This window comes from Pseudomonas sichuanensis, from assembly GCF_003231305.1.
GTDB classification, from domain to species: Bacteria; Pseudomonadota; Gammaproteobacteria; order Pseudomonadales; family Pseudomonadaceae; genus Aquipseudomonas; species Aquipseudomonas sichuanensis.
The window spans coordinates 58,864-74,196 of record NZ_QKVM01000030.1; the positions used below are offsets into that span (position 1 = coordinate 58,864).

The following is a 15,333-nucleotide window of genomic DNA, read 5'->3' on the forward strand; positions in this document are numbered from 1 at the left end:
CAAAGGTCAGGCCACGGTGTTGACCGAACCACCGGCACTGCTGCCACCCAGCTTGTTCAGGGTCTCCAGCAACTGCGCGGTAGCCGCCGAGATCTGCCCGATCAGGGTGGTGATACTGGCCTGCTTGGCAGCAATCGCCGCCTGGCTCGCCGGGTCGTCATCCTTCTTCGCCATCATCGCGGCCAACTGCTTCTGCTCTTCGGCCAACTGCTTCTGCAGCCGCTTGATCATCTCACGCAGCTCTTTGACCTCGGGCGGATCGGAGCTTTCGTCGGTCTCGATGCTGGGCCCGGCGTCGGCATCAGCCTTGAACAGCTTGGGGTCGAGCTTCAGCGGCGCGGCTTCCTGAGTGCCGCTGCCAGCCTGGGCCGTGCCGCTCTGGGCAGCATTGTTGAGGGCAGGCGCGCTGCCGGCGATGTTGATGAGCGTGAAATTAACCATGTCCCTGATCCTCTGCAAGGGTCCTTCCGATGACTGCATATCGGCAGGCCACGGCGAAACATGAACGCCAACGCGTCGATAAATTTACCCCCCCGCCATTCGTCCACCTGATACCCGAACCCTGCCTGGGCGCCCGTGCGCCACCGGCAGGCACCCGATCAGCCCTGCAACGAGATGGCAATGACCAAGACCCGTTCCCGCAAAGCCCTGTACATCGGCCTGCCCCTGGCCCTGGCGGTCGCCCTGGGCAGCGCCGCCGGCTACTTCTACTGGCAAGGCCGGGAGGCCGGCTACCCGCGCCAGATCGTCGAACAGGCCAACGCCCTGCACGAACACATGCTCTCCTTCGACAGCCACGTCACCGTGCCGCTGGACCTGGGCAACGCCGGCAACGAACTGGACAAGGACGGCCCGACCCAGTTCGACCTGGTCAAGGCCAACCGCGGGCGCCTGTCGGGCGCCGCGCTGACCATTTTCGGCTGGCCGGAAATCTGGAACGGCCCCAACGCCCCACACCGCCCCACCCCCGGCTTTGTCGACGCCGCGCGCCACGAGCAAGAGGTGCGCTACAAGATCATCAGCGGCATGGTCCGCGACTTCCCCAACCAGGTCGGCATCGCCTACACCCCCGCCGACTTCCGCCGCCTCAACGGCGAGGGCAAGTTCGCCATCTTCATCAGCATGCTCAACGCCTACCCGCTGGGCCATGACGTCGCCCAGCTGGACCTGTGGGCCGCACGCGGCATGCGCATGTTCGGTTTCAGCTACACCGGCAACAACGACTGGGCCGACTCCTCGCGCCCGCTGCCGTTCTTCAACGACACCGCCGACGCCCTCGGCGGCCTGTCGCCGCTGGGTGAACAGGCGGTCAAGCGCCTCAACGACCTGGGCGTGATCATCGACGTGTCGCAGATGTCGACAAAGGCCCTGGAAGACGTGGCCCGCCTGTCGCGCGCACCGATGGTCGCCTCGCACTCGGCGCCCCGGGCGCTGGTGGACATCCCACGCAACCTCTCCGACCACGAGATGCAGCTGATCAAGGCCAGCGGCGGGGTGATCCAGGTGGTCGGTTTCGGCCAGTACCTCAAGCCGCTGGGCAAGCCGGTGCTGGACAAGCTCGACGCCCTGCGCGCGCGCTTCGACCTGCAACCGCTGCAAGGCCTGGCCAACGCCCTGATGCCGGGCGACGCAGTGATCGCCATCTGGCCCGAGTCGCGCTTCGGCGAATACGCAAGTTCGCTGTACGGCATCCTCGAAGAAGAACCCAAGGCCACCCTCAAGCAGTACGTCGATGCCATCGACTACACGGTGAAAAAGGTAGGCATCGACCACGTCGGCATCAGTTCCGACTTCAACGACGGCGGCGGCCTGGACGGCTGGAAGGACGTGAGCGAAATCCGCAACGTCACCGCCGAGCTGCTGACCCGCGGCTACAGCGAGACGGACATCGCGAAACTCTGGGCGGGCAACTTCCTGCGCGCCTGGGAACAGGTACAGAAATCCGCACAACCCGTCGCCACCCGCTGAGCAAGGCCCAACCCTTCATGACCAACCGTCGCAGTTTCCTCAAACAAGCCGGCGTCCTCGCCGCCAGCCTGCCCCTGCTCGCCCACGCCCAGGCGCCGACCACCAGCACCAGGCCGCTGGCCGGCGCCGACAAATGGCGCAACCTGCGCGAGCTGTTCCCGCTCGACCCGCAGACCCTGCACTTCGCCAACTTCCTGATCACCGCCCACGCCCGCCCCGTGCAGGCGGCCATCGACCGCCACCGCGCCGACCTCGACCGCAACCCCGCCGCCCTGATGGACTGGAACAGCCAGTACGAGTGGCAGCGCGAGGACGAAGTACGCGAATGGGCCGGGCGCTACCTGGAAGTCGGGCCACGCCAGATCGCCCTGACCGGCAGCACCACCGAAGGCCTGGCGATGATCTACAGCGGCCTGCAGGTAGGCCCGAAACAGGAAATTCTGATCACCGAGCATGAACACTACTCGGCCTACAAAGCCCTGGAATTCCGCAGCCGCCGCCAAGGCACCCAGGTCCGCAAGATCCGCCTGTTCGACAAACCCTGGAACGTCTCCACCGACCAGGTGCTGAGCACGATCGACCAGAGCATCCGCCCCGAAACCCGGGTGCTCGGCATGACCTGGGTGCACTCCAGCAGCGGCGTCAAACTGCCGGTGGGCGAGATCGGCGAACTGGTGCGCCGGCATAACCGCAACCGCAGCGAAGCCGAGCGCATCCTCTACGTGGTCGACGGCGTGCACGGTTTCGGCGTGGAGAACGCGCGCTTCGCCGACTTCAACTGCGACTACTTCATCGCCGGCACCCACAAGTGGATGTTCGGCCCCCGCGGCACCGGCCTGATCTGCGCCGCCTCCACCGGCATGGAGCACCTCACCCCCAGCGTCGCCACCTTCTCCCGCGACGAAGACTTCGCCACCATCATGACCCCCGGCGGCTATCACGCCTTCGAGCATCGCTGGGCCACCAGCGAGGCCTTCAAGCTGCACCTGCAGTTGGGCAAGGCCGACGTCCAGGCGCGCATCCACCAGCTCAACAGCCTGCTCAAGGAGCGCCTGGCCGAGCACCGCCAGATCGAGCTGGTGACGCCACGCAGCCCCGAGTTCTCCGCCGGTTTCACCTTCTTCCGCGTCCCCGGCAAGGACCCCGACGCCTTCGCCGCGCAACTGATCGCCAACAAGGTCATGTGCGATGCGGTGTACCGCGAAGTCGGCCCGGTCATTCGCCTGGCCCCGGGGCTGCTCAATGACGAGCAGCAGATTGACCGGGTCATGGCCCTGGTCACCCAGCAACTCTAGAAAAGGATCTTCCATGCACACTGCCTTGCCTCGCCTCACCCTTGCCGCCCTGCTCGCCGCCTGCAGCCTGCCGGCACTGGCCACCACCTCGCCGGCGCCCGGCACGGTGTTCCGCGACTGCACCGGCGCCTGCCCGGAGATGGTCGTGCTGCCGGCCGGCAGCTTCATGATGGGCACCCCCGACGACGAACAGGGCCGCCAGGACGACGAAGGCCCGATGCACAAGGTGACCTTCGCCAAGCCGTTCGCCATGAGCCGCTTCCAGGTCACCGCCGAGGAATGGGACATCTACATCAAGCAGAGCGGCGCCGTGATCTACGACGGCGACGTACGCCCCGGGCGCAAATGCACCGCCAGCAAGCCGACCTACAAGCAAGGCCCACGGCAGCCGGCGGTGTGCATGACCTACTACGACGTGCAGGACTACGTGGAGTGGCTGTCGAAGAAGACCGGCAAGACCTACCGCATGGTCAGCGAAGCGGAACGTGAATACGCCGCCCGCGCCGGCAGTACCGGCCCGTTCCCCTTCCCCCTCGACCCAGGTGCCGACTACGAGATCAGCCAGCACGCCAACGTCTACGGGCCCAAGGACGGCTACAGCTTCACCTCGCCGGTGGGCAGCTTCCCGCCCAACGCCTTCGGCATGTACGACATGCATGGCAATGTCTACGAGTGGGTCGCCGATTGCCTGCACGACAACTATGTCGGCGCCCCCACCGACGGCAGCGCCTGGGGGCATTCCACCCGCAGCGCGGACAGTTGCGAACTGGTGCAGGTGCGCGGCAACGACTGGGGCGAAGCGCCGATCTTCTCCCGTTCCGGCAACCGCAACGTGATGGTCCCGCGGCGGCCCGGCGACTGGCTGGGCTTCAGGGTCGTACGCGAACTCTGAGGGCCTGGCCCACGCTAAATTGTCCCCACCGCTTCTCGTTCAATCGATGTACTCCCGCAGCCCGGGGTGAGCGCCAAAGGCCTCCCCCGCCACCTCAAGGAACCGATAGCATGAGCCAGCCCCATTCCCCCCAGCAGGTCCACGACCTCATCGGCGTGGGCTTCGGCCCTTCCAACCTGGCCCTGGCCATTGCCCTGGAAGAACTCGCCGAAACCCACGGCCACGCCCTCGATGCACTGTTCATCGACAAACAGAGCGACTACCGCTGGCACGGCAACACCCTGGCCACCCAGAGCGAGCTGCAGATCTCCTTCCTCAAGGACCTGGTGTCGCTGCGCAACCCCACCAGCCCCTACAGCTTCGTCAACTACCTGCACCAGAAGCAGCGCCTGGCCGACTTCATCAACCTGGGCACCTTCTACCCCTGCCGCCTGGAGTACAACGACTACCTGCGCTGGGCCGCCGAGCACTTCGCCACCCAGGCCCAGTACGGCGAAGAAGTGACCCGCATCGAGCCGGTGCTGGACGCCGGCAAAGTGCGCCAGCTGCGCGTCGTCTCGCGTGACGCCCAGGGCCGCGAACACGCCCGCCTGAGCCGCGCGGTGGTGGTCGGCAGCGGCGGCACGCCCAAGGTCCCGGACAGCTTCCGCGCCTTCAAGGACGACCCACGGGTGTTCCACCACTCCACCTACCTGAGCAGCCTGGCCACCCTGCCCTGCAACCAGGGCAAGCCGATGCGCATCGCCATCGTCGGCTCCGGGCAGAGCGCCGCCGAAGCCTTCATCGACCTCAACGACAGCTTCCCCTCGGTCAAGGTCGACATGATCGTGCGCTCCAGCGCCCTCAAGCCCGCCGACGACAGCCCGTTCGTCAACGAGATCTTCGCCCCGGACTACACCGACCTGGTGTTCAACCAGGATCAGGCCGACCGCCAGAAGCTGATCGCCGAGTACCACAACACCAACTACTCGGTGGTCGACATCGACCTGCTCGAGCGCATCTACGGCATCCTCTACCGCCAGAAGGTCGCCCACCAGTACCGCCACGCCGTGCTCTGCCGCCGCCAGGTGCAGGCCGCCACCGCCACCGCCGAAGGCATCGAGCTGACCCTGCAGGACCTGGCCACCCAGCAGTCGCAGACCCACCGCTACGACGCGGTGATCCTCGCCACCGGCTACGAGCGTCGCTCGCACCGTGACCTGCTGGCCCCGTTGCAAGGCTACCTGCAAGACTTCAACGTCGAGCGCGACTACCGCGCCCTGAGCAGCGCCGAGCTGCAGGCGCCGGTGTACCTGCAAGGCTTCTGCGAAACCAGCCACGGCCTGAGCGACACCCTGCTGTCGGTGCTGCCAAGCCGCGCGGCGGAAATCGGCGAATCGCTGTACAAGGCACTGGCGCAGCACGCCGAGGCCGTGCCGCTGCACGCAGCCGCCATTGCCCTCACCCGCGCCTGACAGGAAGCCGCCATGAGTCCTCAACCTCCCGGGGCGCTGCGCCAACTGCTGGGGCTGCTGCGCCCGTTCTGGCCGACGGTGACCGTCGCCACCCTGCTGGGCATGCTCGGCGGCCTGAGCATCACCGCGCTGCTTGCCACCATCAACAATGGCCTGCACAGCGACGGCGGCCTGCAGCAAGGCGTGGTGCTGGCCTTCATCGGGCTGTGTGTGGTGGCGCTGGTCAGCAGCATCTGCTCGGACATCGGCACCAACTATGTGGGCCAACATGTGATCGCCGCGCTGCGCAAGCAGCTGGGCGAGAAGGTGCTGGCCGCGCCGATCGAGCAGATCGAGCAGTACCGCAGCCATCGGCTGATCCCGGTGCTCACCCATGACGTCGACACGGTCAGCGACTTCGCCTACGTGTTCGCCCCGCTGGCCATCTCCCTGACCGTGACCCTGGGCTGCCTGGGCTACCTGGCCTACCTGTCGCTGCCGATGTTCCTGCTGGTGCTGGTGGCCGTGGGTGTCGGCAGCGTCATCCAGTACGCCGCACGGGCCCGCGGCATCCGCGGCTTCGTCGCCGCCCGCGACGCCGAGGACCAGTTGCAGAAGCACTACCAGGCCATCGCCGAGGGCGCCAAGGAACTGCGCATCCACCGCACCCGTCGCCAGCGCATGCTCAACCACGGCATCCGCGCAACCGCCGATGGCATCCGCGATACCCAGGTGCGCTCGATCAACACCTTCGTGATCGCCAAGAGCCTGGGCTCGATGCTGTTCTTCCTGGTCATCGGCCTGGCCTTGACCCTGCAATCGATGTGGCCGGCCAACGACAAGTCGGTGATCAGCGGCTTCGTCCTGGTGCTGCTGTACATGAAAGGCCCGCTGGAGCACCTGATCACCACCTTGCCGATCATCAGCAAGGCACAGATCGCCCTGCGCCGCATCGCCGAGCTGTCGCAGCGGTTCTCTTCGCCCGAGCCGCACCTGCTGCTGGAAAACGCCCCCCAGGCCAACCACAAGGCGCTGCACAGCCTGGAGCTGGTCGACGTCACCTACACCTACCCGACCAACCCCGGCATCGAGCCGTTCACGGTCGGGCCGGTGAGCTTCAAGGTCAAACCCGGCGAGATCCTGTTCATCGTCGGCGGCAACGGCTGTGGCAAGACCACCCTGATCAAACTGCTGCTGGGGCTTTACGAACCCCACCAAGGGCATGTCGCGGTCAATGGCCAGCCCGTGGTGGCCAGCAGCCGTGACGATTATCGCCAGCTGTTCACCACGGTGTTCGCCGACTACTACCTGTTCGACGAAGTCATCGGCGGTGAACAGGCCACCCCGGACGATGCGCAGAAGTACCTGGCGCGCCTGCAACTGGCGCACAAGGTGCAGCTGCTCGACGGCGCCTTCAGCACCACCGACCTGTCCACCGGCCAGCGCAAGCGCCTGGCCCTGCTCAACGCCTGGCTGGAAGGGCGCCCGGTGCTGGTGTTCGACGAGTGGGCCGCCGACCAGGACCCGACCTTCCGCCAGGTGTTCTACACCGAGCTGCTGCCCGACCTCAAACGCCTGGGCAAGACCATCATCGTCATCTCCCACGACGACCGTTACTTCCCGGTGGCCGACCAGTTGCTGCGCCTGGAGCGCGGCAGAGTGGTCGCCGACGCACAAACCGCCTGACCCTCGCAGGCATTCTCCCGGGGCTGCCTGGCAGCCCCACCTCCTCCTTGCAACCACCGCGCTAGACAGCTTGCTGGCGAACAGCGGCGCCGTCACGCCGCGCTCATTTCGGCTCTTTTCATTTTTTTTTCACAAATCCATCCGGTTTTTCATCGCTCGTTCGTTTCATTGAAAGCTAATAAAAACTATTCCCACTTAACATACCGGAGCATCCACACGTGCAGTCCCGCCCTACCCTTTCACCGCTTGCCCGCGCCTTGTACCTCCGACGCTCCCTGTCCCTGGGTCTGCCTGCCGCTGTGATGGTCTCGGCACTCGGGACCTCGCTGGCAGCCCAGGCGCAGAGCCAGACCTACGAGTTCAGCATCGGCGCACAGTCCCTGGCCAGTGCCCTGATGCAACTGGCCGACCAGACCGGCCTGCAGGTGCTGTATAGCCCCGACACCCTCGGCAACCTCAGCACCCCGGGCGTGCGCGGCCGGCTCAGCGTGGACCAGGCCGTTCGCCAGCTGCTGGGCGGCACCCAACTGCACTACACCCTCGACGGCGGCACCCTGACGGTGCTCGGCCAGGACAGCGCCGGCGCCATGACCCTGGACGCCAGCGTGGTGTCCTCCACCCGCGTCAACGACTCGCCGTGGGGTGAAACCAAGGGCTACGTTGCGCGCCGTACCGCCACCGGCACCAAGACCGACACCTCGATGCTGGAAAACCCCCAGGCCATCTCGGTGGTGACCCGCGAGCGCATGGACGACATGGGCGTGCAGCGCCTGGACGAGGCACTGCGCTACACCTCCGGCGTGCGCTCCGACTCCGGCGGCGCCAACAACGCCGCCGACAACATCTACCTGCGCGGCTACGCCATTTCCTTCACCTACCGCGATGGCCTGCGCCTGCGCCCGCTGGGCTTCTTCGGCATGTTCAGCGAAGAGCCGTACGGCATGGAGCGCGTCGAAGTGCTCAAGGGCCCGACCTCGATCCTGTACGGCCAGGCCGACCCCGGCGGCATGGTCAACTCGATCTCCAAGCGCCCTACCGACTATGACCGTGGCGAGTTCGGCCTTTCCGCCGGCACCGGCCACCGTCGCCAGGCCAAGTTCGATGTCAGCGGCGCGCTGGACGACGAAAAGACCCTGATGTACCGCCTGGTCGGCCTGGGCCGCGAGGCCGACGGCCTGTACGACCACACCGACGACGATCGCGGCTACATCGCCCCCAGCTTCACCTGGCGCCCCAACGACCAGACCAGCCTGACCGTGCTGGCGTCGTACCAGAAGAACAAGGCCCTGGCCCCGACCACAATCCCCTGGGCCGCCGTCAACGGTTCCAGCCCATACGGCAAGGTGCCCATGGACCGCTTCGTCGGCGAGCCGAGCTTCGACTTCGAGGAAGTCGAAAGCACCTCGCTGGGCTATGAGTTCAGCCATGAGTTCAACGACACCTGGACCGTGCGCCAGAACGTGCGCTGGAGCGACTTCGACAACCAGGAAAACTACCTGGCGCGCTCCTTCGGCCTGAGCTCGACCGGCCTGATCACCGGCCCCGATGGCGTGCCCGGTGCATCGATCAACCGCCAGTGGCAGATCCGCCACGCCTACGGCAGCCACCTGGCACTGGACAACCAGTTGCAAGCCAGCTTCGACACCGGCCCGATCTCCCACACCGCACTGTTCGGCATTGACTACAGCTGGAGCAAGTCGGTGCGTAACGAGCGCTGGGGCAACGCCACGCCGATCAACGTGTTCGACCCGACCTACGGCAGCCCGGTGGACACCTCGGTCAACGCCAGCTGGGTCAACAACCTGCAGCGCAGCACCCAGGTGGGCTACTACTTCCAGGACCAGCTCAAATGGGACCGCTGGGTGCTGACCGTGGGCGGCCGCGAAGACCGCGCACGCACCCAGACCGAAGACCGCTTCACCGACATCGAGACTACCGACCAGCACTGGCGAGACTTCACCGGCCGCGCCGGCCTGGTCTACCTGTTCGACAACGGCTTCGCGCCGTACGTCAGCTACAGCGAGTCGTTCAACCCGGTCGTAGGCACTACCGGCCCTGCCCGTGGCAGCAAGCCATTCGAGCCGGAAACCGCCAAGCAATACGAAGTGGGTGTGCGCTACCAGCCACCTGGCACCGACACCCAGATCACCTTGTCGGTCTACGACCTGACCAAGCAGAACGCGGTCACCACCGACCCGCAGGACCTGTTCAACAGCATCCAGACCGGCGAAATCCGCTCCAAGGGTGTGGAGCTGGAAGCCATCACCACCGTGATGGACGACCTGAAGCTGACCGGCTCGCTGTCCTACAGCGACGTGAAAGTCACCAAGAGCAACGACGGCAACGAAGACAAGCGCCCGTTCAAGGCGCCCGCCAAGCTGGCCTCGCTGTGGGCCGACTACGCCATCCCGTTCGACCCGCTGCAGGGCCTGAGCGTCGGTGCCGGCGTGCGCTACACCGGCTGGACCTTCGGCGACAGCATGAACACCTTCAAGGTGCCGTCCTACACCCTGTATGACGCCGCTGTGCGTTACGACCTGGGCAAGCTCGACCCGAGCCTGCGCGGGGCCCAGGCCGCCGTCAACGTCAACAACCTGACCAACAAGTACTACGTGGCGTCTTGCTTCTTCTACCAGGCGTGCAACCTGGGTGAAGGCCGCAGCGTGGTCGCCGAACTGACCTACAAGTGGTAAATCCCCCGCGTCACCGGTCCCCTGCCTGAGGCAGGGGACCTTCTGCCACCCAAGCTACCTGGGGGCGCTACGCACCCCATTCGCGGCACAAGGCCGCTCCTACACAGGACTGCGATCCCCCTGTGTAGGAGCGGCCTTGTGCCGCGATGGGCTGCAAAGCAGCCCTAAAACCTGAAAAGCTACGCAGTCCCTCAGGCCACCCTGGCCGACGCCCAGTCCAGCAGCCCGGCATAAATCGCCCCAACCTCTTCCACCATGCCCGACATCCGCAAAAAGTCATGGGTCAGCCCGTCGGCCACCTGCAGCGTCAATGCATTGCCTTGCTCACGCAGCGCTTCGGCGTACGCCAAACCCTCGTCATACAGCGGGTCGTACTCGGCCACCGCCAGATAGGCCGGCGCCAGGCCACTCAGGTCGGCCTGCAACAACGGCGACACCCGCCAGTCATCGGCACGCCCCGAGCTGCCCAGATACTGCTTGTAGAACCAACGCAGGGTCTCGGTCTCCAGCAGGTAGCCCTCGGCATACTGCTGATGCGAGGCGCGCTCACGGCTGATATCGGTCACCGGATACAAAAGCATCTGCCCCTTGGGCCGCAGTTGCAGGCGCTCAGGTTCGCGTGCGGCAACAATGGCCAATACCGTGGCCAGGCTCGCACCGACACTGTCACCGGCGAAGATCACCCGCCCAGCGTCCAGTTGCAGGGCCTGGGCCTGCCCGGCCAGCCAGTTGGCCGCGCCGCGCACATCGTCCAGCGGCCCCGGGAACGGGTGCTCCGGGGCACGCCGATAGGCCGGCGCGAACACCGCAAAGCGCCCGCCGGCAGCCAGGCGCCGGCAGATCGAGTCATGGGAATCGAGGCTGCCGACCACATAACCGCCACCGTGCAGGTAGAAGATCACCGGCAGCGCCCCCTGGGCGCCCTGTGGGCGGTACAGCCGCGCGGCCAGCACCTGGCCATCGTCAAGCAGCACTTGGTGGGCGGTCACCTGCAGGTCGCCCGGCGGGGTCGGGTCGAGAATGTCCGAGGCCTGCTCGAACACCTCACGCGCCTGGTCTACAGGCAGTTCGTGCAAGGCACGGGTAGCGCCGCTCAGGCGGCCCAGTTCGGCCAGTTCAAGGAACACGGCCAGGTCAGGATGCACAGGCATCATTCAATCCTTCAACGATGAAAAGAACCGGGCCCTGTAAACAGGGCCCGGGGGGTATCAGCCGGCGATGGTCTCGAGGCTGCCAAGGTACTCATGCACGGCCCGCAGCAGGGCCGCATGGCGTGGGATGGCGAAGTGCGTGGTGTTCAGCCAGTGACGTTGCGCCACCTGGCCCAGCCCGGCCTCGAACGCCGCCACCGCCGCCTGGCTGGCCGCGTCACCGGCCCACCAGCAGTGGATTGGCACGTCCAGCGCAGGCAGGTCACCCTGCTGTTCGCTGAGTGCTTTCAAGCGCATGGCCACGACGAAGCCCTGAGCCAGGTCCTGGGCATCGAAGCCCGTGGCGCTGGCCAGCTGTGCCTGCACCTGGCCGATCGTCTCGGCCAGTGCCGTCACCTTCAACGGCTGCGGGCAAACCACGGCCGGCAACTGTTCGGCGTCGCACTGCAGGGTCACGGCCAGGAAGCTGCGCAGCTCTTCGTCATCGTCGACCAGGCTGGCGCCCTGCCCCGGGATGAAGCTGTCGACCAGGCCGACGAAGCCGACCTCCTGGCCCTGGCGCCGCAGCTCTTCGGCCACCAGCACCGCGAGCGTGCCACCCAGCGACCAGCCCAGCAGCAGGTACGGGCCATCGGCCTGTTTCTGGCGGATGTACTGGGCATAGTCGATGGCCATGCCCTGCAGCGAATCATCCTGCCAGTCACGGTCCAGCAGCATGCGGCACTGCAACCCGTAGACGCTGTGGCGCCCCTCCAGCTGGCGAGCCAGCGGCTCGTAGTCGAACACCGTGCCGAAGCCGGCGTGCAGGCAGAACAGCGCCGGGCGCGTCGGGCTTGGGCTGTTGAGCAACAGCAGCGGGTCCAACGCGGCCTCCTGCTGCTCGTCATAGCCACTGAGCTGGGCAATGGTCGGCCGGGTCATCAGGTCGCGCAGCTTCAGCTCCAGGCCCAGGTCGCTGCGCCCGCGCAGCTTGCCGAGCACCTTGAGGATGCGCAGCGAGTCGCCGCCCAGCTCGAAGAAGTTGTCGGTCACGCCAATCCGCTCGACCCCCAGCACCTCTTGCCAGACCTCCACCAACGCCTGTTCGGCGAGGTTGCGCGGCGCCTGGTAATGGCGTTCGCTGGCGCCCGGCTGCGGCAAGGCCTTGCGGTCGACCTTGCCATTGGGGTTCAACGGCAAGGCGTCGAGCACGATGATCCGGCTCGGCACCATGTAGTCCGGCAACTGCGCCTGCAACGCCTCACGCAGGGCCTGCTCCGCCGGGCCATCTGGAGCGGTGACCACGTAGCCCAGCAACTGGTCGCCGCTGTCCTCGCGACGGGCGATCACCACCGCGTCACGTACCCCCGGCTGCTGGCGCAGGCGCGCTTCGATCTCGCCCAGCTCGATGCGGAAACCGCGCACCTTGACCTGGTTGTCCAGGCGGCCGAGGTAATCGAACACACCGTCGGCCCGCTGGCGCACCAGGTCACCGGTGCGATACAGACGCCCGCCGGCGCTGAACGGGTCGGCCACGAAACGCTCGGCCGTCAGCCCCGGACGGGCGTGATAACCCCGCGCCACACCCTCGCCACCGATGTACAGCTCACCCGCCACACCGGTCGGCAGCGGGTTGAGGTGAGTGTCGAGCACATACAGCGTGCGCTCGCCGACCCGGATGCCGATCGGCGCATAGGCCGCCTCGCAACGGGCGTCGGCAGCGACCTTCCATAGCAGCGGCGTGACCACCGTCTCGGTCGGGCCGTAGCCGTTGGTCAGGCAGCGCGGGCGCAGGTTGCGCCGCACCAGGTCGAAGTTGGCCTGGGCCACCGCGTCACCGCCAAAGCAGTAGATGTCCACCGCCGGCGGCTGGCGGCCTTCGGCGAACTCGGCCAGCTGCTGCAGGTAGGCCGGCGGGAAGCAGGCGATGGTGATGGCCTGCTCGTGCAGCACCTGCCAGGTCTGCTCGGCGGTCCACAGCTGGTTGTCGCGCAGCACCAGGCAGCCACCGCGCAGCAGGGTCGACAGCCAACGCTCCTGGGCACCGTCGAAGGCGAACGACATGAACAGCAGCTCGCGGGTGTGCGGGCCCATCTCGTAACGCTCGGCGATCGCCGCGCAATGCATGGCGATACCGCCCTGGGACACCGCCACGCCCTTGGGCTTGCCGGTGGAACCCGAGGTGTAGATGAGGTAGGCCAGGTTGCCCGGACGCGCGCTCGACACCACCGCCTGCGCGGCGCTCGGCAGCGACACGGTGTCCAGCTCGATGCACAGTGCCACCGCCGTGTCGCCCAGGCGGGCAGTGACGCGGCTTTCGCTGATGAGCACGCTCATCGCCGAGTCCTCGATGATCCAGTCCAGGCGCTCACGGGGGTAGTCGATGTCCAGCGGCACATAGGCTGCACCGGTTTTCATCACCGCATAGAAGGCCACGATCATCTGCACCGAGCGCTCCAGCGCCACGCCCACGCGGGTCTCCGGCCCGACGCCGGCGGCCAGCAGGCGTGTGGCCAGTGCCGCGGCGCGTTGCTCGAGCTGCGCATAGGTGAGGCTCTGGCCTGCGCAGGTCACAGCCTCGGCATCAGGGCGCAGGGCGGCCTGGCGGGCAATGGCATGCACCAGCAGCGGCGCAGATTCGCCGGCGGCCAGCGCATTGGCGCGCTGCAACCCGTCACAGGCCTGGGCATCGAGCACGCCCAGGCTACCCAGGGTTGCCTGGGCATCGTCGAGCATGGCCAGCAGCAGCACTTCGAAGCTGCTCATCACCTGGGCGCAGGCCGCTTCGGTAAAGCGCTCGCGCAGGTAGAGGAACTCGATGGACAGCGTGCTGCCCAGGCTGACCGCCAGGTCCATGGCGTAGTTGGTCACGTCGCGGCCCTTGACCTCGCCGAAGCGCAACTGATCGTCACCGGCATCGGCCAGGCGCTCGTCAATCGGGTAGTTCTCGAACACCACGATGCTGTCGAACAGCGCCTGCCCGCCCTGCCCCGACCAGCGCTGGACATCCGCCAGCGACGCGTGCTCGTGATCGCGGGCCTCCAGGTTGTAGGCCTGCAATTGCGTCAGCCACTCGCCCACCGACAATTGCGGGTCGAGGGTCTGGGCGATCGGCAAGGTGTTGATGAACAGCCCGAGCATCTCGTCGGCCCCCGCCAGGCTGGCCGGGCGGCCCGCCACCACGGCGCCGAAGCACACGCTCGACTGCCCGCTGTAGCGCTGCAACAGCAGCAGCCAGGTGGCCTGGATCAGCGTGTTGCTGGTCACCCGCAAGCGCTGGGCCTGGGCCTTGAGGCGCGCCGTGGCGGCCGCGTCCCAGTTCAGGTACAGCGCGCCATGGCCGCTTTCGCCCGGTGCCGGCTGTGGCGCCAGGGTGCCGGCCAGCAGGGTCGGCCCGTCCAGGTCGGCCAGGCGTGCACGCCAGAACTGCTCGTCGGCCTCGGCCGACTGGCGCTGCAGCCAGTCGATGTAGTCGCGGTAGCGCCCCTGGCGCTCCGGCAGCGCCTGCCCGGCGTAGGCCTGGAACACTTCGCCCAGCAGGCGCGAGGTGCTCCAGCCGTCCATCAGGATGTGGTGGCTGGTCCAGATCAGCTGATGGGCGTCCTCGGCGGTGCGCACCAGGGTGATCCGGGTCAGCGGCGCTTGCAGCAGGTCGAAGCCCTTGGCGCATTCAGCCGCTGCCACGGCTTGCAGCGCCGCCGGGTCGGCCTCGCGGTCGCGCCAGTCGATCACCTGCAACGGCAGCCTGGCCTCGCGGCGCACCAGTTGCAACGGCTGGGCGAGGGTCGCGGCGGCGCAGAAACCGGTGCGCAGGATCTCGTGACGGGCGATCACCTGGTTCCAGGCCGCCTCGAAGCGCGGCAGGTCGAGCCCTTGCACCGGCACGCTGATCTGGTTGATGTACAGGTCGGCGCCGCTGCTTTCCTGGGTGTGGAACAGCATGCCTTGCTGCATCGGCGACAGCGGGTAGATGTCCTCGATCTGCGCCAGGGGCACCGGCAGGCTGTCCAGCCCGGCCATGTCCAGACCGGCCAGCGGGAAGTCCGACGGCGTCGCCGAGCGCTCCTGCAAGGTGCAGCAATGCTCGACCAGGGCTTCCAGCTCGCGACCGTAGTCATCCGCCAGGCGTTGCACGGTGGCTTCGTCGAACATCTGCGTGCTGAAACGCCAGCCCATGCTGAACTCGCCGCCGTACACCTGGCCATTGAGCGTCAGCCAGTTGCCCAGTGCCGCCAG

9 protein-coding genes are annotated in these 15,333 nt (G+C 66.9%); 6 read left to right on the forward strand and 3 right to left on the reverse strand.

Features of this window, described 5'->3' with window-relative positions; translation table 11 throughout:
• Positions 1-6: 6 nt before the first annotated feature.
• Positions 7-441 (reverse strand): hypothetical protein, encoded by a 435-nt coding sequence (locus DM373_RS16750; protein WP_110994642.1) that lies wholly within the window; start codon positions 439-441, stop codon positions 7-9.
• 180 nt (positions 442-621) lie between these two features.
• Between DM373_RS16750 and pvdM the strand changes: the two genes are divergently transcribed.
• The 6 genes from pvdM (at position 622) to DM373_RS16780 (ending at position 9,967) form a co-directional block, all read left to right on the forward strand.
• Positions 622-1,968: a pyoverdine-tailoring dipeptidase-like protein PvdM gene (gene pvdM / locus DM373_RS16755; protein ID WP_110994643.1), complete on the forward strand. Its 1,347-nt coding sequence runs from the start codon at positions 622-624 to the stop codon at positions 1,966-1,968.
• Positions 1,969-1,985: 17 nt separating this feature from the next.
• Positions 1,986-3,263 (forward strand): pyoverdine-tailoring periplasmic protein PvdN, encoded by a 1,278-nt coding sequence (gene pvdN / locus DM373_RS16760; RefSeq protein ID WP_110994644.1) that lies wholly within the window; start codon positions 1,986-1,988, stop codon positions 3,261-3,263.
• 13 nt (positions 3,264-3,276) lie between these two features.
• Positions 3,277-4,155 (forward strand): dihydropyoverdine dehydrogenase, encoded by an 879-nt coding sequence (gene pvdO / locus DM373_RS16765; protein WP_110994645.1) that lies wholly within the window; start codon positions 3,277-3,279, stop codon positions 4,153-4,155.
• A gap of 110 nt (positions 4,156-4,265) precedes the next feature.
• Positions 4,266-5,609, forward strand: coding sequence for a lysine N(6)-hydroxylase/L-ornithine N(5)-oxygenase family protein (locus DM373_RS16770; RefSeq protein ID WP_110994646.1), 1,344 nt, complete (start codon positions 4,266-4,268; stop codon positions 5,607-5,609).
• Positions 5,610-5,621: 12 nt separating this feature from the next.
• A complete protein-coding gene (locus DM373_RS16775) occupies positions 5,622-7,274 on the forward strand; it encodes a cyclic peptide export ABC transporter (RefSeq protein ID WP_110994647.1) in 1,653 nt (550 codons plus the stop codon).
• A 218-nt stretch (positions 7,275-7,492) separates the two neighbouring features.
• Entirely contained in the window at positions 7,493-9,967 is a 2,475-nt protein-coding gene (locus tag DM373_RS16780) for a TonB-dependent siderophore receptor (protein ID WP_157966851.1), read from the forward strand.
• 191 nt (positions 9,968-10,158) lie between these two features.
• Here the strand turns inward: DM373_RS16780 and DM373_RS16785 are convergent, their stop codons facing one another.
• Both DM373_RS16785 and DM373_RS16790 read right to left on the reverse strand, forming a co-directional pair.
• On the reverse strand, positions 10,159-11,118 hold the full coding sequence (locus DM373_RS16785) for an alpha/beta hydrolase (RefSeq protein WP_110994649.1): 960 nt from the start codon (positions 11,116-11,118) through the stop codon (positions 10,159-10,161).
• A 57-nt stretch (positions 11,119-11,175) separates the two neighbouring features.
• Positions 11,176-15,333: non-ribosomal peptide synthetase (locus DM373_RS16790; protein WP_157966852.1), on the reverse strand; the 4,158-nt coding region annotated here is incomplete at its 5' end.

Bases quoted from the DNA above. Each gene is read 5' to 3' on its own strand.
- DM373_RS16750 (WP_110994642.1), bottom strand. From the start codon at position 441: ATGGTTAATTTCACGCTCATCAACATCGCCGGCAGCGCGCCTGCCCTC.
- pvdM (WP_110994643.1), top strand. From the start codon at position 622: ATGACCAAGACCCGTTCCCGCAAAGCCCTGTACATCGGCCTGCCCCTG.
- pvdN (WP_110994644.1), top strand. From the start codon at position 1,986: ATGACCAACCGTCGCAGTTTCCTCAAACAAGCCGGCGTCCTCGCCGCC.
- pvdO (WP_110994645.1), top strand. From the start codon at position 3,277: ATGCACACTGCCTTGCCTCGCCTCACCCTTGCCGCCCTGCTCGCCGCC.
- DM373_RS16770 (WP_110994646.1), top strand. From the start codon at position 4,266: ATGAGCCAGCCCCATTCCCCCCAGCAGGTCCACGACCTCATCGGCGTG.
- DM373_RS16775 (WP_110994647.1), top strand. From the start codon at position 5,622: ATGAGTCCTCAACCTCCCGGGGCGCTGCGCCAACTGCTGGGGCTGCTG.
- DM373_RS16785 (WP_110994649.1), bottom strand. From the start codon at position 11,118: ATGCCTGTGCATCCTGACCTGGCCGTGTTCCTTGAACTGGCCGAACTG.